Below are 20092 nucleotides of genomic sequence, written 5' to 3'. Positions count from 1 at the left end.
ATTCGTACAATTATATATGTATGGGATGAGTCTCTCTTTTTTTAATACTTTAGGAGGCGCTGGATTTTATGAGTTTATCAACTTTAAAAAGAGAACAGATTAAGAAAGAATTGAAAAATGACGCTTATGACGTTGTGATTATCGGTGGCGGAATTACCGGAGCTGGGATTGCTTTAGATGCTAGTAACAGAGGTATGAAAGTTGCTTTAGTAGAGATGCAAGACTTTGCACAAGGTACAAGCTCACGTTCTACTAAATTAGTACATGGTGGCTTACGTTATTTAAAACAATTACAAGTAGGCGTGGTTGCAGAAACTGGTCGCGAACGTGCGATTGTTTATGAAAATGGTCCACATGTAACGACACCAGAACGTATGCTGTTACCATTGCATAAAGGCGGATCTATGGGTAAATTCACTACATCGATTGGTTTAGGCGTTTATGATAGATTAGCAGGTGTTAAAAAAGCTGAACGTAAAACAATGTTAAATGCAAAAGAAACACTTGCAAAAGAACCACTTGTTAAGAAAGCTGGTCTTAAAGCTGGTGGCTCTTATGTTGAATACCGTACAGATGATGCACGATTAACTATTGAAGTAATGAAACGTGCTGAAGAAAAAGGCGCTACTATCATTAACCATACAAAATCTGTTCATTTCACATATGACTCAAATGAAACAGTTAATGGTATTCAAGTAGAAGACCAAATTAGCAATGAAACTTACCCAATTAAAGCTAAAAAAGTTATCAATGCAAGTGGTCCATGGGTAGATGAAGTACGTAGTGGCGATTATGCACGTAATAATAAAGAATTACGTTTAACAAAAGGTGTTCATGTTGTAATTGATCAATCTAAATTCCCACTAGGTCAAGCTGTATACTTTGATACAGAAAACGATGGCCGTATGATTTTTGCTATTCCACGTGAAGGTAAAGCATATGTTGGTACTACAGATACATTTTATGACAATGTTAAGACATCACCGTTAGTTAACCAAGAAGATAGAGATTATTTAATTGAAGCAATTAACTATATGTTCCCTGATGTTAATGTATCTGATGAAGATATCGAATCATCATGGGCTGGTGTAAGACCACTTATTTTAGAAGAAGGTAAAGATCCTTCAGAAATTTCTCGTAAAGACGAAGTTTGGGAAGGTAAATCTGGTTTATTAACAATTGCAGGTGGTAAACTAACTGGTTACCGTCATATGGCAGTAGAGATTGTTGATTTATTAGCAAAACGCTTAAAATCAGAATATAAACTTACTTTTGATAAAGCGGCAACAAAACACTTAACAATCTCTGGTGGCGATGTAGGCGGCAGTAAAAACTTTGATAAATATATTGAACAAAAAGTTGAAGATGCAAAAGCTTATCAAATCGACGAAGCGACTGCACGTCACTTTGTATCTAAATATGGTTCAAACGCTGAAGAGTTATTCAAAATTGCACAAACTGCGCAATATCAAGAAACTGGTTTACCGTTAGATATCTACACAGAATTAATTTATTCAATTCAAAATGAAATGGTTCACCGTCCAACTGATTTCTTTATCCGTCGTACAGGTAAATTATATTTCAAAATTGATGATGTATTAAATTATAAAGAACAAGTAATCGATGTAATGGCTGAATTATTAGGCTATACAAACATTCAAAAAGAATTATATACAAAAGAATTAGAAACTGCGATTAAAGAAGCACAAACAGGTAATAACCAACCAGCAGTTAAAGCGTAAATATTAAAACTGGCGACAAGGTCTTAGGACTTTGTCGCCAGTTTCAGAGTGTCGACAAAGTCTCCGACTTTGTTGGCACTTTTTTGTGCACGCTTTCCGCGGGCACAGCCTCAGCCTATAGTCTTCGGCTAGTGCTTTTCCCGCAGGAGTCGGCACAAATTACTGCCATTTTTAAACAAAAATAATATAATATATTTAAATTAAGCAATGGTGGTGTTTGTAATGTTGAATAAATCAACTGATAAAAGAGATCAATATGAAATGATTTCAATATCGGAATTAGTTCCTAGTAATCACTTATTACGTAGAGTAGATAATATATTGGATTTAAATTTCATTTATGAACTTGTCGAAGACAAATATTGTCTTGATAATGAAAGACAATCAATTGACCTTGTAATTTTAGTGAAGATATTATTTATTCAAAGATTAATTGGAATAAAATCAATGAGACAAAAGATAAAAGAAATAGAAACGAACGTAGCTTACCGTTGGTATTTAGGTTATAGCTTTTTAGATAAAGTACCTCATTTCGGTACATTTAGTAAAAACTATACACGTCGTTTTCATGATACAGATTTATTTGAACAAATATTTGAAAGAATTCTTAAAATCGCAATAAAAAATAATTTAATAGATCATTCATCTTTATTCATTGATTCAACCCACATAAAAGCAAACGCAAATAAAAATAAATATATAACTGAATTAGTGAAAAAAGAAAGATTCTCTTCATTTCCAAGAAGAATTAGATAATGAAATTAATGAACAAAGATTATCTCAAGGAAAAAAGCCTATAAAAAAGAAAAAGAAGGAGGAATACAAAAGTAAAAAAAGTAAGTACGCCTGATCCGGACTCTGGTTACTATGATAATTATATTTGTCCTAACGATGAAACATTAATATTTAAACGAACAATGCCAATAGGTCACAGACTGTATGTATCCAATCCTAACAATTGAAAGAAGATTTGGAGATGCAAAAGAGCAGCATGGTATGAGATGGACACGATATAGAGGTATCAAAAAAGTTTCCATGGATACCACGCTGATTAGTGTTGCCATGAATCTTAAGAAAATGGTAATGTGGCTTATAAAAGGGCCAGAAATGGTCTGAAAGACCACTTTTTGTTTTTAAAATTAAGTTATATTTATAAAAAAATAAACTAAATGCCTTTAGAGCAAATGGTTTGTCTATCTCAATATATCTTCGTGTTACTTTATCTCATAATATGTACAGATATCTTTTTCATTGAAGGTGGTAGATAAATCTAAAAAGTAAGGGCTTTGCCACTTTTGTGTTTTTAGCGCAGTCTTATTCAAATTGGATTCCCAATGCGGATAAACACGCATTGCCATTTTTCCTTTGTGTTTAGTAGATGTTATTATGCCGTTTGCTAACAAGATATCTTTCGGGAAAATAAATTGTCCTGTACGGGCACCATCAATAATATTAATAATCAAGTAATCTTTAGAATTCTCGCAATTAAAAGGGATATTTTTAGCTATTTCATTTTTTTGCCACATTGCAACGAAATAACCAGTTTTTTTAGGTGTCTTCTTAGCTAAACGACTTTTAAAAGTGTGATGAGTTAAGCTAAAATTAAAACCTTCATACTCACGATTCCATTTTTCAATTTCAAAATTAACTGGGGAAAAGTCATTTACCATTTCATCCATTTTATTTATTAACTTTTTAGAAGCATATTCTTCAAACATAATAATAAACCAACCTTTGCTAAATTATATTTGTATTTTTGTTTTCAGAAGCAAATTATACAAAAAGCCAATTACTGTGTTGAGAGCATTAATATACCTAAGATAACTATAAAAATATAAATCCATTTTTCAAAATGATTATGGTGTGTCTTTTTCGATAAATACTTACCTAATAAAACTGCAACAACCAATATAGGTAAAGTAGCTAAGAATAATCGAATAGTTTGGCTCGTCCAAATACCGCCTAATAATTGACCCACGACAACAAAGATAGCTGTTAATAGAAAATGAGCTTGAATTGTACTTTTAAAGTCTTTAATATGCCATTGACTTAGCGTTCCGAAAATAACAATTGGTACACCATGAGAATTATAAACACTGCCTAACACACCTGAAACAAGTCCTGCCAAACCCTCCCATAGAGAAGATTTAAGTTTGATTTTAGAATGGTGGGTGAGAAAAACGGTTTTGATAAAAGCATAAATACCATAAAGAATTAGAAAAATAGCTAATAGTAATTGGATTTTCCCAGTATCAAAATGATGGAGTATCCATATGCCTACAGGTATGCCGATTAAACTGCCTGACATCATGACTGCCAAAGTTCTATATTTAATATGCTTCATTTCAGAAAAAATATTAAATAAAGCTACAGTTAGACCAGCGATACCAACTAAAGATATAGCTGTTTTTATGTCTAAACCTATTAAAGCTAATAAAGGCATGCTTATTAAAGCTTCTCCAAAACCAAAGTATGTACGTACTAAAGCACCTAAGAATATAGCTAATAAAATAAAAATAAAAATTGTTATATCCATTAGATGTCCTCCTTGATGAATTGTTGTCTGTGTTACATTTTATGTTGAGTACAAATAACTCGATACTTATTACTTACTGATTCAAAATGTAGCTAAACCAATTGCTATAAGAGCATTTGATATTAAAAAATATTTTTCTTTGAGACAAACTGTGTTCATTAATTGCTTTATTTAATAATTATTAGAAATGAAGAAAAAGGTTTGTATGCATTTGTCTCCATATAAGTTTAACTAAGAAACTATCAACAAAGTTATTGATATAGTCGACAACCTAACTTAATACTTGATATTGAGTATAACATTTTTAAAATAGAATTATATTAGTGTTTCGAATAATAATTACGTTTTTATTAAGTAAAACATTTGCTTGAGTTTTTATAAAATCAATGTTTTTTAATATATCGTTGTCTAGTGGTTAACGTTTTGCATTCTATTTGATAACATTGAATTTTGAGGGTATATTGTATAGTATAAGAAGTTTGAAATGATGCATGATTTGGGGGCTATCACATGAGTCAAAAGGAATTTAAGATTACTGTTGAAGATGGCACAATGTTAGAAGTGAAATTAGATAAAGCCAAGCATGAAACAATTGGTGTTGTACATTTGCTTCATGGTATGGCAGAACATATGGGAAGATATGATGAACTTGTTGAATCGTTTAATCAACAAGGATATGATGCATTACGCCATAACCATAGAGGTCATGGGAAAGAAATAAAGGAAAAAGAACGTGGACATATAGATGATATATCGCAAGTTGCGGATGATACATATGAAATTGCGCAGACAATGTGTACACACTACACGAACATCCCATACATTATGATAGGTCATTCTATGGGTTCTATTATAGCCCGTATATTTGCTCAAAAATATCCTGATGCAGCGCAAGGTTTAATTCTTAGTGGCACAGCCCAATATCCAAAGTATTTAGGTCTACCTATTGCTGTGTTAATGAAAATCATTACTTTAATATTAGGAAAGCGACGTCGATTGAAGTGGGTTAATCGATTAATGTATAAATCATTTAATAAAGATATTAATAATCAAAAAACTTCAAGCGATTGGTTATCTAGCGATGCTCGAGAAGTTGCTAAATTTATCAAAGATCCAAATACTGGTTTTTTAGTTTCCAATCAACTCATATACCAAATAATAAAACACGCGTTAGGCACAAGCCGTGTAAAAAACATCGAAAAAATGAACACAGAACTTCCTGTATTGCTCATATCGGGGAAAGATGATCCGTTAGGTGGCAAAGGTAAAGGTATTAGAAAACTAGGGAAATTATATAAACGCTTTGGCGTGAAACATGTAACCGTCCATTTATACAAAAATAAACGTCATGAAGTTTTATTCGATACGGATTCTGATATTACATGGAATAACATGTATGAATGGATTGAAAAGCAAATTTTAAAAAAGATAAATAACAATAGTAAATAAAGAGAGTTGATATACACGTGCATAATGATAAACCTTTTTTAATCGTGCTTGTAGGTCCGACTGCTGTAGGAAAGACAGAATTCAGCATTGAATTAGCGAAAAAATTTAATGGTGAAATTATCAGTGGCGATTCAATGCAAGTATATAAACATATGGATATAGGTACAGCAAAGATAACGTCAGATGAAATGTCAGGTGTGCCACATCATATGATAGATATATTAGAGCCAGATGAAACATTTTCTGCGTTTGATTTTAAAAATAGAGCGCAGCAATTAATAACTGAGATTACTGATAGAGGATGTGTGCCTATAATTGCTGGAGGCACGGGCTTATATATCCAGTCTTTGATACACGATTATGCGTTTGAAGATGAAACAATCACAGACGAAGAAAGTGAAGTAGTAGACAAAAAGTTAGCAGAATTAGATCAGCTATCAAATGCAGCGTTACATCAGTATTTATCATCATTTGATAGTGAGTCTGCAGAAGATATTCATCCCAATAATAGAAAAAGAGTGCGCAGAGCAATTCAATATTATTTAAAAACCAAAAAACTTTTAAGTTCTCGAAAGAAAGTTCAACAATATACAGAAAATTATGATACATTATTATTAGGGATAGAAATGTCGCGTGACATATTATATCAAAGGATAAATAAACGCGTAGATATAATGTTGGAACGTGGTTTACTTGATGAAGTGAAACAACTCGTAGATGCGGGATATGAATCATGTCAAAGTATGCAGGCTATAGGCTATAAAGAAATGTTGCCTGTAGTGAAGTGCGGTACAAATAAAAATGACGCAATAGATAAATTAAAGCAACATTCTCGAAACTATGCAAAGCGACAGATGACTTGGTTCAAAAATAAGCTAGACGTAGTATGGTTAGATAAAGAGAAAATGTCACTTTCATCGATGTTAGATGTAGTTTCAGTCCAAATAAAGAAAAGGAGTATAGAACATGAAGACAACAGAAAACATCCAAGATAAATTCCTAGGACAATTTAAGACTGATCAAACAAAAGTGATTGTGTTTTTAATGAATGGTTTTCAAATGAAAGGTGTTATTGAGGATTATGATAAGTATGTAGTATGCTTATTATCTCAAGGTAAACAGCATTTTATTTATAAACATGCTATTAGTACTTTCACAATTGATGATGCACCTCAAACATCATAATTAGAAAATATATAATTAAAAGTTAAAAACTAAATAAGCTACACTAGATTAATTGATATCTAGTGTAGCTTATATTTGTTTATAGATATTGTAATGCTTAATATTGTTTCAGAAAATCATAGAATTTTCAAATTATAATAATGCTTCAATTTCTGATTCGATTTGATTAGGTTTTTTCTGTGGAGAAAAGCGTTTTACAACTTTACCATCTTTATCTACTAGGAATTTAGTGAAGTTCCATTTGATTTTTTCATTGAAGACACCATTTTGTTCTTTAGTTAAAAATTCAAATAGTGGGTGTTGATTTTCACCTTTGACATCAACTTTTTCATGCATTGGGAAGGTAACACCGTAGTTAATTTTACAGTTTTGTGTAGCTTCTTCACCAGTGCCAGGCTCTTGACCTCCAAATTGATTACAAGGGAAACCTAATACTATCAAATTTTGATCTTTATATTTATCATATAAACTTTGAAGTCCTTCGAACTGTGGTGTAAAACCACATTCACTAGCCGTGTTAACAATTAACATGGGTTGTCCTTGATACGTATCTAATTTGTACGATTCTCCATTTGGTTTCTGAACTTCTATGTCATATATAGTCATTTTAATTCACCTCTTATAAGTAATCTAACATAATTTGGCGCTGTAGTCTTTATATATACACTATGATAGAATAGCTAAGAAAAGAGGTGCATGTTATGACCCAACAACAAACTTATAATACAAAAAAAGAATTAGAAACAGCTATTTTAGTTGGAGTACATGCTCAAAATGATGACGAATTTGATTTTGAGTCGACAATGGAAGAATTAGCATCATTGTCAGAAACGTGTCAACTAAACGTTCAAGAACAGTTTACTCAAAACAGAACACATTTTGATAGAAAATATTATGTTGGTAAAGGGAAATTAGAAGATATTCGAGCGTATATTGAATATCATGATATCGATGTCGTTGTTGCTAATGATGAATTAACAACAGCACAATCAAAAGCGCTAAATGGAAATTTAAATGTGAAAATTATCGACAGAACGCAATTAATATTAGAGATTTTTGCATTAAGAGCAAGTAGTAAAGATGGTAAATTACAAGTTGAATTAGCGCAACTTGATTATTTAATGCCTAGATTGCAAGGACATGGACGTAGTTTGTCACGTTTAGGTGGCGGTATTGGGACAAGAGGCCCTGGTGAAACGAAACTAGAAATGGACCGTCGTCATATTAGAACGAGAATGAACGAAATTAAGCACCAATTAGAAACAGTGGTTGAACATCGTGAACGTTATCGTAATAAACGTGAACAGAACCATGTTTTCCAAGTTGCACTCATAGGTTATACGAACGCAGGTAAATCATCTTGGTTTAACATGCTTGCCAATGAAACAACATATGAAAAGAATTTATTATTCGCAACACTTGATCCTAAAACACGACAAATCCAGATAAATGATGGGTTTAACTTAATTATTTCTGATACAGTTGGTTTTATTCAAAAGCTACCAACGACATTAATTGCAGCTTTTAAATCAACGCTTGAAGAAGCAAAAAATGCGGATCTATTATTACATGTCGTTGATAGTAGTCATCCTGAGTATAGAGCACAATATGATACTGTGAATGGAATTGTTGCAGATTTAGATATGGCACAAATTCCGCAAGCAATTATATTTAATAAAAAAGATTTGCATGAAGGTGCGACGCCGACAACGAATAAGCCATCGGTATTTGTTTCTAGTCGGGATGAAACAGATATAGACAAATTAAAACAATTACTATTTGATCAAGTCAAAAAAATACTCACATATTATGAAGAAACCATCCCAAGTGCGAATGCGGATAGATTATACTTTCTTAAACAGCATACACTTGTGTCAGAATTAATATTTAATGAAGATGATGCAACTTACGAAATTAAAGGATATAAAAAAGAATAGAAGGAAGTAATGATTAATGGAAGATATGAAACAGCTGATTGCTAATACAGAAGAAACATTAGCACCATATTTTAGAAACATTGAGGCAACAGCATATGTTAATCAGGAAAAAGTATTAGATGCATTTCATGCGGTAAGAGCAACTGAAAATGATTTACAAGGCACTACTGGTTATGGCTATGATGATTTTGGTAGAGACCATTTAGAAGAAATTTATGCCCATGTTTTTAAAGCAGAAGATGCTATTGTCAGACCACAAATTATTTCAGGTACTCACGCAATAACGATTGCTTTACAAAGCACATTAAAGTATGGTGATGAGCTGTTATATATAACAGGAAATCCTTATGATACTTTATTAGAGGTTATTGGCATAAATGGAAATGGTATTGAAAGTTTGAAAGAATATGGCGTGAGTTATAATAAAGTTGATTTAAAAGAAGATGATATAGATATAGAAGAAGTAATGAATCAAATCAAACCACAAACTAAAGTTATTGCAATTCAACGTTCTAAAGGGTATGACAAACGACCATCTCTTAATTTAGAAGTAATTGAGAGTGCAATTCAAACAATAAAAGCACAGTATCCAGACGTGATTATTTTTGTAGATAATTGTTATGGTGAATTCGTTGAAACGCATGAACCAATAGAATGTGGTGCGGATTTAATTGCTGGATCATTAATTAAAAATCCAGGTGGTGGTTTAGCTAAAATTGGTGGTTATATTGCTGGCAAAGAATCCTTGGTTGCGAGATGTGGATACCGTTTAACTGCACCTGGTATAGGTAAAGAAGCGGGCGCTTCTCTTAACTCATTACAAGAAATGTACCAAGGCTTTTTCTTAGCACCTCATGTTGTTAGCCAAAGTTTAAAAGGTGCATTATTTACAAGTCTTTTATTAGAAAAAATGAACATGCGTACAAAACCAAGATACGATGTTCCTAGAACCGATCTTATACAAACGGTTGAATTCGATACTAAAGAGCAAATGATTCAATTTTGCCAAAGTATTCAACAAGCTTCACCGATCAATGCGCACTTTAAGCCAGAACCTGCTTCTATGCCAGGCTATGAAGATGATGTTATTATGGCTGCTGGTACATTTATCCAGGGTTCGTCTATTGAATTATCAGCTGATGGTCCAATTCGCCCCCCTTATGAAGCCTATGTACAAGGTGGCTTAACCTACGAACATGTGAAATTGGCAGTAACAAGAGCTGCAGCAAATCTTAAATCACAGCAACTGATATAAAAAGAAGTTGAAATCCATGTATTCTATCAAACACACATTTTGAAGTAATATACTTGTTAATGATGTGAATTTTGATAAATATATGGATTTTTTTTGAACAAATTAAAGGAATTTTCTAAAAATTAATATGATTCACGAGTGTTGATAAGACGTACGCTAGTGATACCAAGGGTTCAAAGGATATGTAAGGAAACCTTACATATTTTTGAAATTATTGAAAAATTATGCTAAATTTAGAACAAGTTCAAAAATAGAGGTGAGGGAATTGAAGTCAAACGATACATTAAGACGCAATATGCCTGTATTCTCTATCAGTGTTGTAACTAAATTGAGCGAATTAACCGCAAGGCAAATTCGCTACTATGAAACACATGAACTGATTAAACCACAACGTTCAGAAGGCAATAAGAGGCTCTTTTCATTAAATGATTTGGAACGACTTTTAGAAATTAAAAAACTGATTGAAAAAGGATTTAATATCAAGGGTATTAAGCAAATTCTTAATGAAGAGCAAAGTCATCTTTCTGATGATGAACAAGAAACAAGAAAACAAATGATAGTTGAAGCTACCCAGAAACCACAGCGAGAAGCAATACCGATAAATCGTGGTGACTTATCACGTTTTATCAAATAATATTAACGGGGGACATTTACAATGCCAAAACGTACATTTACTAAAGAAGATATTCATAAGTTTGCTAAAGAAGAAAACGTAAGATATTTACGCTTACAATTTACTGATATTTTAGGCGTAATTAAAAACGTAGAAGTACCAGTTAGCCAACTAGAAAAAGTATTAGATAATGAAATGATGTTTGATGGTTCTTCAATTGAAGGTTTTGTTCGAATTGAAGAGTCAGATATGTATTTATACCCAGATTTAGATACATGGGTTATCTTCCCATGGACGGCAGGACAAGGAAAAGTTGCACGACTTATCTGTGATGTTTATAAAACAGATCATACACCATTTGAAGGTGACCCACGTTCAAACTTAAAACGTGTCTTAGAAAATATGAGAGAATTAGGATTCACAGATTTGAATTTAGGGCCTGAGCCCGAATTCTTCTTATTTAAATTAGATGAAAAAGGTGAACCAACATTAGAATTAAATGATAATGGTGGATACTTTGACCTTGCACCAACAGATTTAGGTGAAAATTGTCGTCGTGATATTGTATTAGAACTTGAGGACATGGGCTTTGATATTGAAGCGAGTCACCATGAAGTCGCACCAGGTCAACACGAAATAGATTTTAAATATGCAGATGCAATTACAGCTTGTGATAACATTCAAACATTTAAACTTGTTGTAAAAACAATTGCACGTCAACATAATCTACATGCGACGTTCATGCCGAAACCTTTATTCGGTGTTAATGGTAGTGGAATGCACTTTAACATGTCATTATTCAAAGGCAAAGAGAACGCATTCTATGATCCAGATGGGGATATGCAAATGACGAAAGATGCTTATCATTTCATAGCAGGTACTTTAAAAAACGCACGTGGTTTCACAGCTGTATGTAATCCTTTAGTAAACTCATACAAACGTTTAGTTCCAGGTTACGAAGCACCATGTTATATCGCTTGGAGTGGTAAAAACCGTTCACCATTAATCCGTGTACCAACTTCTCGTGGATTATCTACACGTGTTGAAGTACGTTCAGTAGATCCAGCTGCCAATCCATATTTAGCATTAGCAGCACTTTTAGAAGCAGGTTTAGATGGTATTAAAAATAAACTAGAAGTACCAGAACCAGTTAACCAAAACATTTATGAAATGAATCGTGAAGAACGTGAAGCTGTTGGTATCGAAGATTTACCTTCAACTTTATACACTGCTGTAAAAGCAATGAAAAATAACGCACCAATTAAAGAAGCTTTAGGCAATCATATTTATAATCAATTTATTAACTCTAAATCAATTGAGTGGGATTATTATAGAACACAAGTTTCTGAATGGGAAAGAGAACAATACCTTAAAGAATACTAGGTGCTAAGCAAGAGGGATAATATTAGTAATATCAACAACTCGGGTCATTCTGAATGAATGATTTCGGGTTGTTTTTTGTATGAAAAAGGCGCAAAAATCTCTATAATTTAAATATCCTACCAAATAAATTAAGGAGAGATTATGCGCCTATGAATCATTTTATATCAAACACACTTGGAATTGAAGACCCAAATATTATCTTTGAAAATAAGATTGAAGAAATTGAACATAAAGGACAAATATGTAAGTACTTTTATGCAAAAGTTTCATATACTAATGATTGTTATGAAAGTTGTGGTCCACTTAATGCTCATTTTCGGTACTTTCATCGTTAACTTTTGTTTATCTAGGGTATTGTTAAAATATATTAAGGTGAAAATTGTGTGAATAGATGAAGAGGAGACTAAAAGATGGAGTTAAGTCCTTATTTGCAATTAAATGGAAATGCTAGAGAAGCAATTGAGTTTTATGAAAATACTTTTGGAGCTAAGAATTTAGGGATTATGACATATGGGGATCTTCCAGAGGACCCAGGTTTTTCACTTCCTGAAAATACAAAAGATTTAATTTCTCACTCAGCGTTGGAAATAGAGAATTCGAAAATTATGATTGTAGATACGTTCCCAGGTTATCCGTCTCAAGAGGGTAATGTAGTTATAATCTGTATTACTTTAAATAATAAAAATAAAGCAAGCCAAATTTTTGAAACTTTAGGAAAAGAAGGTCAAATTGAAATGCCATTATCTGAAACAAGTTTTAGTCCGGCATTTGGAGTAGTTAAAGATAAATTTGGGGTAAGATTTCAAATTTATACCGAAGTGAACGAATGATTTTTGTGAATTTAAAAGAATATTCTATGCTAAATTATTTTTATTAAAAAACAGGTTCAAATCGCTCAATCTATTGAGTGATTTGAACCTGTTTGTTTGTTGAGATAATATAATTGTAATGATACGACTATATTAACCGAATATCGCGTGCACGAAAGGTAATAAATATAATGTTAATAAAGTAAGACATATTCCAAAGTATATAATAAATGCACGCGCTTCTTTTGATTTGAAGAAAATAATCACCTCAATCATTATAAACTGAAACTTAATTTTAAGATAAAAAGATTATAAGAGTCAACAAAGAGCATTTAAATCCACGTTAATATTTGATGCTATTGTATTATTAATTGTATGTATGATGTATAAGTAGTAATATGTACCTAATAAATATTATTTATCTTGATAAGGGGATGGTTAGATGAACAAGATTAAACTAAGTACATTGAGAGCGGCATCATTAAAAGAATTAGAGAGTAGTATTAATGCATTTTTAGAAGATGATGAAGTTGCAGGTTATCAGTTACTAAATGCTACAGTGCGAGAAGTTGAGGAACGCACATACTCATCGAATGAAGAAGAGTTTAATGCTATACTGACATTCGTAAAAAATGATTAAAATAAAAAGTCGTGTATGAAGTTATAAAACTTTTTACACGACTTTTTTATTTAGTGAAATCAACGTATAGAGTAATGAAACTAATTAAAAAGCTTTAAAAGGAATTAATTCAACTATAATATAATTATGTAAACTAAAAAACACGTTTCATCCTTTCTCATCCTATAGTTAATACGTATTCAAATGATACATAAAAAAACTGCCTGCATTTTGATATGCGGCAGTAAAGATTATTTCTTTTTATATTTCGTTACGATTGTTTGGATAACAAAAACAATGAACCCAATAAGGATACCTAAAAAAACCGCTACGACTGCTGATACCATTAATGGTAATTGAAATTGATTTTGTAATATGAGCCCCACAATCACTGCAATAATCACTGCGATGATTGTAATCATATTCTCTTTAAATATACTCAATTTGTTCACTCCTATCTAATGTATTATAGCACGAGTTTATCAGTGATATGAAATAAAATATTATTATTCGTCATTATATTTACGTTGGATATTATAACAGAATTTTGTCATTTGAATTAAAGTATAAAATATTGTGGACTACGCTAACTTGACGACTTAATTGATTTTCTATATGATAATTTGGACAATTCAAAAGAAGTAGGTGCAACTGTGAAATCGACTAAAAAAATGACAATATTAGTTGTTAGTATGATTGTGTTAGGTGTACTTGCGTTTCAATTTATAAATGAAACAGGGCCTTTTCAAAATAATGGATCAAAATCAGAATCTGGACCTAAAGAAACTGAAGAAGTGCACATTGAACGTGTTGTTGATGGTGATACTTTGGTTGCCAAAAATGACAATAATAAAGAACTGAAGGTTAGACTTATCGGAGTGGATACACCAGAAACAGTTAAACCTGATACACCAGTTCAACCATATGGTAAAGAAGCTTCAGATTATTCTAAAGCACAATTAACGAACAAAGACGTTTTTTTGGAATATGATGAAGAGCAAGAAGATCAATATGGAAGAACATTAGCTTATTTATGGTTAGATAAGGATACAATGTTTAATGAAGAGTTAATAAAAAAAGGTTTGGCTAAAGAAAAATACTATGCACCTAATGGTAAATACAGAGATATATTTGAAAAAGCTGAACAACAAGCAAAAAATAACAATGAGAATATTTGGAGTTAAAGTAATTAACTGAACATTTTTGTACAAGGTATGCACATAAATGCTAAAAGAAATCATGTGACTTTGTGCACAAAATAAAAGGTAGCTTCCCATTTTAGGAAGCTACCTTTTATTTTTGCTACTATTCTTTCTAGTAATATCGATTTTGAAATGACATTTGTTGTAATTCGATTAATGCATATGATTTACTAATTTATTATATTGTTCTTCAGTTAATGATTCGTTAGAAGATGCTAGTGTTTCACCAATGACTTCTTTTAAAGATGATTTTGAAGAGACGGTTTCTGCGTAATTTCCTCTAATTGCTGGTCCATCTATGATATTCACACTACCATCTGTAAAATAAACAAGGCCTATACTCTTGATTTGACGTTTGAGATGTTCATTTATTTTATCTTCTAATACTTTGGCATTTTGCGAAGATTGTTCATATGGATCATAATTATAAAATTCAAAAATTACTGAATTATTTTTGATACGTTCTATAAATGTATAATTTGTTTTTCGCTTTGTTTGAAATTGTGAATGGTATTGATTCGCAATGTAGCGACCGACAGTTTGATTTACTGTGTCGTCATTATTAGATAAAGTTTCTAAGTTAGAGTCAGCATTAAAATGGTAGAACGTTTTTTGTTTCCAATTTTTAACATTAATGTTGAAGAGCCCTTTATCAGTTATGATGATATAATCGAATGTTCTTGCATATTCAAATAACGGATGTTTTACCGCAAGATTACTCGTAGCAATGATGTCATAAAACTTAATCTGAGCATCTGTTTTGTATTGTGATAAAATTTCATTTAAAACTTGTTTGGCTTTTCTTAATCCATGATGATATGTATCGTTATTTGCGTCAATATCTAACATCTGATTTTTTAAATGTGTGTTTTCACTCGTAACCATACTGATTTTATTAACTAATTGATTCTTAGAATATATTTCAGTATCAAGCTTATGTTTCATAAGGTGATGATTTATAAATACAATAATAATTAATAGAACAATTATTATGAGTAAAATAGAAATTAAAAACATGTGTACCATCCTAATCTTAAATTAATTTTTAACAAGGTTTATTTTACGCCTTTCTTTAAAGTAGTACAAATTGTATTTATTAAATTGTTATAAAAAATACAATAAAATAATTATTAATAATGATTGTTACGATTAATTCTATAATAAAAGTTAACAAAACGAACGTTTGAACAATGATTTATAGTTTTATTTATGACCATAAATAGATATAATAAATTATGCGCAATATAAATAGTGTAGATGGAGGACGACAATTTGAGTGCAATTAAAAGTTATCTCGAACAAATTACTGAGAAAATCAATGAAAATGAAATTATTGCATTTGATAATCATCCTGCTGCTTATAAAATAATTGATCAATTATTTTATAATGGAATTAAAATCTCAGTGATTAGTTATTCTACGGATATTATTAAATATGTAGCTAAATATACAAACTTTAACATTATATTATCAAATGGCGTGGTAAGTAGTGAATATCATATTATAGTAGGCACAGATGTTGCTCAAACATTTTCAAAATATCGTATTAGTCGGTATTTTGCTGCAATGCCTTATATGGCAGATAATTCATTGTATCAGACTATACCTGAAGTAGCTGAAATTCAAATTGCACTAAAACAAAGTGCTGATCAGTTTTGGGTTATAAATAGACCTGAATTTCTAAATACCAGATTAGCACATGATTTTATACATATAGGAGACTTTTAAAATTAAATGTGTTTTATTTCACATTTTCATGTTTTATACATTGAAAAACGCTTCTACAAATTATATAATGAACATTATTGGAAACGCTTACTTTGAATAGGAGGTGCTCATTTGCCAGATACTAAAAATAAAAATATTAAACAAATTGTAGAGACGTTAAACGAAAATGTAGCTAGTTTATTTAAATATAATGGTGAAGTTGCTAAACAATTATTTTTGCATGATGAATTTAATTTAAATGGAAAAGTAGATATCAGTGTTGAAAGGAAATTTTTAGGGGAAGTTTTAAAATATATACCAAAAACATTTAAATCTGTGCTTTATGATGGCACATCCTCAACGTCAGATTTCACGAAAATTGATTTTCCTAAAGTGACACATGCCAATATCTTTGATAATGAAGAAATCATCATGACGATTATTGTTTATGATGTAAAAGATGAAGATTGGATGTTTAGATGGAATCATAATATCAGGATGCCTGAGAAACATATTTATTTCCATTCAATCAAATGGGATGTAGATTATGTTAAACCAGAGATTGTCTTGATGTATGAATTGTTAGATCCTATCGATTATCATCAAATTCCTAATTACAGGAGCGTTATTGATTCATTAAGTTATTATCAATTTGTTATTTTACGCTTAGTTGTAGGAGATGAACGTATTAACCAAGCATTAATTTCAGAAAAGAAAGCAATATAAAATCCTTCAAATTAGAATGTCAGTCTTTTAATTTAAGAACCATTTGATTTGAAGGATTTTTATTATCTAATATTTATGAATAAAACATGTTATATCTTTAAACATTGACCATTATAGCAGTATTCATATGTTGATTTAACCGCTTTTTCTGCATCTGATACATCTATACCGAACATGATTGATATTTCCGAAGCACCTTGGTTCATCATTTTTAAATTTATATTAGCCTCAGCAAGCGCATGCGTTATTGTATTGGCTGTGCCGATAATTCTATGCATGCCTTCTCCTACAATCATGAGTACAGCTAAATCGTGCTCTACACTCAACTCATCAACATCACAACGTTCGCGAATATCGTTCAAGACTTGTTCTTCTCGATGTTGAATTTCTTTTGAACGCATAATGATACTGATACTGTCTATACCTGAAGGCATATGATCGAATGAAATCTCATAATCTTCAAGTACACCTAATATTTTACGTGTAAAACCTACTTGTCTATTCATTAAATATTTTTTGATGTTCAGTACTGTGAAATCTTTGTCACAACTAATACCACTGATAACATTATTAGAGTTGATTTCTCTATCATGACGAATATATGTCCCTATATCATTGGGTCTATTCGTATTTTTAATAACGACAGGAATTCTATCTTTATGCAATGGCTGCAATGCTTCATCATGGAACACACCAAAGCCGGCGTATGAAAGTTCACGCATTTCTCTATAAGTAATTTCATCAATCACTTCAGGATCTTTTACAATAGAAGGATTGGCTCTAAAAATACCAGATACATCTGTGAAGTTTTCATATATATCTGCTCTAACGCCTCTAGCGACAATTGCTCCAGTAATATCAGATCCGCCACGAGGAAATGTAACGATGTAATTTTGTCTTGAAAGACCAAAGAAACCTGGGATGATTAATTTTTCATCATATTCTCTTAATTTATATAACGCTTCATAAGATTGATCTAAGATTTGGGCATTTTGAGGTAAATCTGTAACAGTTATGCCAGCATCTCCGGGCGAAATATAACGGGTAGGAATACCTTGGCTGTTATTATACTCAGCGATCAATTGAGCATTAAAATTTTCTCCACAAGATAATAATGCATCTAACAAACGAGAAGGTTTGTCTTTTAATGTAGCAATGTAAGACTCTAGAGTTTGATCAATCGTAGATAGTAATGTATCACTCATATGTAATTCATGAATAATATCGGCATAACGCTGAATGATTTCTTCTTTTTTAGAAATATAGTCTAAATGATCGATTACTTTTTCGTATAGACGAATTAATAAGTCAGTTGTTTTCACATCTTCTTTATGTCGTTTACCTGGTGCAGAAACAATAGTGATCTTTCTATCTTCATCCGAATTGATAATATTTAATACTTTTTTAATTTGTTCTGCGTTGGAAACAGAACTTCCTCCAAATTTTGAAACTTTCATAGTGACATACAACCTTTCTAAAAAATCAGAAAATTTTGTTTAGTTTTTATCACGAGAGTGATAGGATAGATATACGATTTAGATTTTCAAGCTTTACAAAAATAATGAATGAATTTATACTATACCATATTCAAGTATTTTTCAACTGTACAATTGTATTTTTTAGAAGAACAATCGGAGGAATGAATTTATGAAGGAATTAAATGTAGCCCTGCTCGGTTTAGGTACTGTAGGTTCAGGTGTAGTAAAAATTATTGAAGAGAATAGAGAACAAATTAAAGAAACAATGAACAAAGATATTAATATTAGACATATCTTGGTACGCGACAAGAGTCGTTCAAGACCTATAAATGTTTCGAAGTATCATTTGACGGAAGATATTGATGAAATATTAAAGGATGATTCAATTGATATCGTCGTAGAAGTCATGGGTGGTATTGAACCAACAGTAGATTGGTTGAAAAGTGCTTTAAGCGAGAAAAAACATGTTATTACAGCAAATAAGGATTTATTGGCAGTTCACTTGAATGTATTAGAAGAATTAGCGCAAAAAAATGATGTAGCTTTAAAATATGAAGCTAGTGTTGCAGGCGGTATACCAATCGTCAATGCGATAAATAACGGTTTGAATGCAAATAATATCAGTAAATTCATGGGTATTTTAAATGGAACATCAAACTTTATTTTAAGTAAAATGACTCAAGAAGAAACATCATTTAAAGATGCTTTAGATGAAGCACAAAGATTAGGTTTTGCAGAAGCAGACCCTACTGATGATGTGGAAGGTATCGATGCAGCAAGAAAAGTAGTAATTACGTCTTATTTATCATTTAATCAAGTTATCAATTTAGCTGATGTAGATAGACATGGTATTAGTGACGTGGAACTTTCAGATATTAAAGTAGCCGATGAATTAGGCTATAAAATCAAATTAATTGGTAAAGGTACATATGAAAATAGCCAAGTACAAGCTTCTGTTGCGCCAACACTAATTAATAAAGCACATCAATTAGCTTCAGTTGAAGATGAATTCAATGCAATTTATGTTATTGGTGATGCTGTCGGTGAAACGATGTTCTATGGTAAAGGTGCGGGTAGTTTAGCTACAGGTAGTGCTGTAGTAAGTGACTTATTAAATGTCACATTAAATTTCGAAACGAATTTGCATACATTACCACCACACTTTGAATTGAAAACTGCAGAAACAAAAGAAATGATGGATGACGATGATACAATTTCTCTTAAAGATAAAGAAAGTTATTACTTAGTAGTCCAAACAGATGGTGAAGAAATAAACAAAGTTGAAACTCAAATTAAAAGTAAATTACCTTTCCATAAATCATTATCAGTATCAGAGCGCGATGCACATACTGTAGGTATAGTCATTGTGGGTATTGATGAAGCACCAGAGACCTCTATTACAGAGTCAGGTTATATTGTTAAGAAAATTTATCCAGTAGAAGGGGTTTAAT

General features: G+C 31.5%; 20 protein-coding genes and 1 pseudogene. 15 read left to right on the top strand and 6 right to left on the bottom strand.

Annotated elements, in window-relative coordinates; genetic code table 11:
* Positions 1–68: 68 nt before the first annotated feature.
* Together NSR03_RS06035 and NSR03_RS14445 are read left to right on the top strand one after the other, a co-directional pair.
* On the top strand, positions 69–1742 hold the full coding sequence (locus tag NSR03_RS06035; protein ID WP_002507804.1) for a glycerol-3-phosphate dehydrogenase/oxidase: 1674 nt from the start codon (positions 69–71) through the stop codon (positions 1740–1742).
* A gap of 222 nt (positions 1743–1964) precedes the next feature.
* Positions 1965–2858: pseudogene (locus NSR03_RS14445) on the top strand (transposase).
* Between the two features lie 98 nt (positions 2859–2956).
* Here the strand turns inward: NSR03_RS14445 and NSR03_RS06020 are convergent.
* Both NSR03_RS06020 and NSR03_RS06015 read right to left on the bottom strand, forming a co-directional pair.
* On the bottom strand, positions 2957–3460 hold the full coding sequence (locus NSR03_RS06020) for a MepB family protein (RefSeq protein WP_069820813.1): 504 nt from the start codon (positions 3458–3460) through the stop codon (positions 2957–2959).
* Positions 3461–3531: 71 nt separating this feature from the next.
* Positions 3532–4278 (bottom strand): sulfite exporter TauE/SafE family protein, encoded by a 747-nt coding sequence (locus NSR03_RS06015; RefSeq protein ID WP_069820814.1) that lies wholly within the window; start codon positions 4276–4278, stop codon positions 3532–3534.
* A gap of 510 nt (positions 4279–4788) precedes the next feature.
* Here NSR03_RS06015 and NSR03_RS06010 point away from each other — a divergent pair.
* Genes NSR03_RS06010 through hfq form a run of 3 tightly spaced genes read left to right on the top strand, consistent with a single transcriptional unit; the run spans position 4789 to position 6912 of the window.
* Positions 4789–5727, top strand: coding sequence for an alpha/beta hydrolase (locus NSR03_RS06010; protein WP_069820815.1), 939 nt, complete (start codon positions 4789–4791; stop codon positions 5725–5727).
* 17 nt (positions 5728–5744) lie between these two features.
* Complete coding sequence (gene miaA, locus NSR03_RS06005; protein ID WP_069820816.1) at positions 5745–6722, top strand: tRNA (adenosine(37)-N6)-dimethylallyltransferase MiaA; 978 nt, start codon at positions 5745–5747, stop codon at positions 6720–6722.
* Entirely contained in the window at positions 6694–6912 is a 219-nt protein-coding gene (hfq, locus tag NSR03_RS06000) for an RNA chaperone Hfq (protein WP_002507796.1), read from the top strand. The genes miaA and hfq overlap by 29 nt, the downstream gene beginning before the upstream one ends.
* Positions 6913–7044: 132 nt before the next feature.
* Here the strand turns inward: hfq and NSR03_RS05995 are convergent, their stop codons facing one another.
* Positions 7045–7518 (bottom strand): glutathione peroxidase, encoded by a 474-nt coding sequence (locus NSR03_RS05995; RefSeq protein ID WP_069820817.1) that lies wholly within the window; start codon positions 7516–7518, stop codon positions 7045–7047.
* Positions 7519–7613: 95 nt separating this feature from the next.
* Here NSR03_RS05995 and hflX point away from each other — a divergent pair, with 95 nt between their 5' ends.
* From hflX to NSR03_RS05965, 6 genes are all read left to right on the top strand, one after another.
* Positions 7614–8849, top strand: a complete 1236-nt coding sequence (gene hflX, locus NSR03_RS05990; RefSeq protein ID WP_069820818.1) for a GTPase HflX — start codon at positions 7614–7616, stop codon at positions 8847–8849.
* A gap of 16 nt (positions 8850–8865) precedes the next feature.
* Positions 8866–10104: a methionine gamma-lyase family protein gene (locus NSR03_RS05985; protein ID WP_069820819.1), complete on the top strand. Its 1239-nt coding sequence runs from the start codon at positions 8866–8868 to the stop codon at positions 10102–10104.
* Positions 10105–10369: 265 nt separating this feature from the next.
* On the top strand, positions 10370–10738 hold the full coding sequence (locus tag NSR03_RS05980) for a MerR family transcriptional regulator (protein ID WP_002507792.1): 369 nt from the start codon (positions 10370–10372) through the stop codon (positions 10736–10738).
* A gap of 21 nt (positions 10739–10759) precedes the next feature.
* Entirely contained in the window at positions 10760–12100 is a 1341-nt protein-coding gene (glnA, locus tag NSR03_RS05975) for a type I glutamate--ammonia ligase (protein ID WP_002507791.1), read from the top strand.
* Positions 12101–12510: 410 nt separating this feature from the next.
* Positions 12511–12930: a VOC family protein gene (locus NSR03_RS05970; protein ID WP_064782950.1), complete on the top strand. Its 420-nt coding sequence runs from the start codon at positions 12511–12513 to the stop codon at positions 12928–12930.
* 421 nt (positions 12931–13351) lie between these two features.
* Positions 13352–13549, top strand: coding sequence for a hypothetical protein (locus NSR03_RS05965; protein ID WP_021338779.1), 198 nt, complete (start codon positions 13352–13354; stop codon positions 13547–13549).
* A 230-nt stretch (positions 13550–13779) separates the two neighbouring features.
* Here the strand turns inward: NSR03_RS05965 and NSR03_RS05960 are convergent, their stop codons facing one another.
* Positions 13780–13971, bottom strand: a complete 192-nt coding sequence (locus NSR03_RS05960; RefSeq protein WP_069820821.1) for a hypothetical protein — start codon at positions 13969–13971, stop codon at positions 13780–13782.
* 210 nt (positions 13972–14181) lie between these two features.
* On the opposite strand from NSR03_RS05960, the gene nucI reads away from it, so the two are divergent.
* On the top strand, positions 14182–14712 hold the full coding sequence (gene nucI / locus NSR03_RS05955; RefSeq protein ID WP_046465290.1) for a thermonuclease NucI: 531 nt from the start codon (positions 14182–14184) through the stop codon (positions 14710–14712).
* A gap of 171 nt (positions 14713–14883) precedes the next feature.
* Here the strand turns inward: nucI and NSR03_RS05950 are convergent, their stop codons facing one another.
* Positions 14884–15747: a hypothetical protein gene (locus NSR03_RS05950; protein WP_021338781.1), complete on the bottom strand. Its 864-nt coding sequence runs from the start codon at positions 15745–15747 to the stop codon at positions 14884–14886.
* A 255-nt stretch (positions 15748–16002) separates the two neighbouring features.
* Here NSR03_RS05950 and NSR03_RS05945 point away from each other — a divergent pair, with 255 nt between their 5' ends.
* A complete protein-coding gene (locus NSR03_RS05945) occupies positions 16003–16458 on the top strand; it encodes a hypothetical protein (protein ID WP_069802283.1) in 456 nt (151 codons plus the stop codon).
* A 111-nt stretch (positions 16459–16569) separates the two neighbouring features.
* The gene (locus NSR03_RS05940; protein WP_069820822.1) at positions 16570–17163 is read left to right on the top strand and encodes a hypothetical protein; all 594 of its coding nucleotides are present in this window, start codon (positions 16570–16572) and stop codon (positions 17161–17163) included.
* A gap of 89 nt (positions 17164–17252) precedes the next feature.
* Here the strand turns inward: NSR03_RS05940 and NSR03_RS05935 are convergent, their stop codons facing one another.
* A complete protein-coding gene (locus NSR03_RS05935) occupies positions 17253–18620 on the bottom strand; it encodes an aspartate kinase (RefSeq protein ID WP_021338784.1) in 1368 nt (455 codons plus the stop codon).
* A gap of 190 nt (positions 18621–18810) precedes the next feature.
* Here NSR03_RS05935 and NSR03_RS05930 point away from each other — a divergent pair, with 190 nt between their 5' ends.
* Positions 18811–20091: a homoserine dehydrogenase gene (locus tag NSR03_RS05930; RefSeq protein ID WP_002512325.1), complete on the top strand. Its 1281-nt coding sequence runs from the start codon at positions 18811–18813 to the stop codon at positions 20089–20091.
* The last annotated feature ends 1 nt before the right edge of the window (position 20092 follow it).

The organism is Staphylococcus sp. FSL W8-1207, from assembly GCF_038003745.1.
GTDB classification, from domain to species: domain Bacteria; phylum Bacillota; class Bacilli; order Staphylococcales; family Staphylococcaceae; genus Staphylococcus; species Staphylococcus equorum.
The sequence above is the reverse complement of the archived record's forward strand: the minus strand, read 5'-3'. Positions and strand labels throughout refer to the sequence as shown.

Coding starts and splice junctions, on each gene's coding strand:
- hfq (WP_002507796.1), top strand. CDS start 6,694: ATGAAGACAACAGAAAACATCCAAGATAAATTCCTAGGACAATTTAAG.
- glnA (WP_002507791.1), top strand. CDS start 10,760: ATGCCAAAACGTACATTTACTAAAGAAGATATTCATAAGTTTGCTAAA.
- hflX (WP_069820818.1), top strand. CDS start 7,614: ATGACCCAACAACAAACTTATAATACAAAAAAAGAATTAGAAACAGCT.
- NSR03_RS05950 (WP_021338781.1), bottom strand. CDS start 15,747: ATGTTTTTAATTTCTATTTTACTCATAATAATTGTTCTATTAATTATT.
- NSR03_RS05935 (WP_021338784.1), bottom strand. CDS start 18,620: ATGAAAGTTTCAAAATTTGGAGGAAGTTCTGTTTCCAACGCAGAACAA.
- NSR03_RS06035 (WP_002507804.1), top strand. CDS start 69: ATGAGTTTATCAACTTTAAAAAGAGAACAGATTAAGAAAGAATTGAAA.
- NSR03_RS05985 (WP_069820819.1), top strand. CDS start 8,866: ATGGAAGATATGAAACAGCTGATTGCTAATACAGAAGAAACATTAGCA.
- NSR03_RS05970 (WP_064782950.1), top strand. CDS start 12,511: ATGGAGTTAAGTCCTTATTTGCAATTAAATGGAAATGCTAGAGAAGCA.
- NSR03_RS06015 (WP_069820814.1), bottom strand. CDS start 4,278: ATGGATATAACAATTTTTATTTTTATTTTATTAGCTATATTCTTAGGT.
- NSR03_RS06020 (WP_069820813.1), bottom strand. CDS start 3,460: ATGTTTGAAGAATATGCTTCTAAAAAGTTAATAAATAAAATGGATGAA.
- NSR03_RS05965 (WP_021338779.1), top strand. CDS start 13,352: ATGAACAAGATTAAACTAAGTACATTGAGAGCGGCATCATTAAAAGAA.
- NSR03_RS05930 (WP_002512325.1), top strand. CDS start 18,811: ATGAAGGAATTAAATGTAGCCCTGCTCGGTTTAGGTACTGTAGGTTCA.
- NSR03_RS05995 (WP_069820817.1), bottom strand. CDS start 7,518: ATGACTATATATGACATAGAAGTTCAGAAACCAAATGGAGAATCGTAC.
- NSR03_RS06010 (WP_069820815.1), top strand. CDS start 4,789: ATGAGTCAAAAGGAATTTAAGATTACTGTTGAAGATGGCACAATGTTA.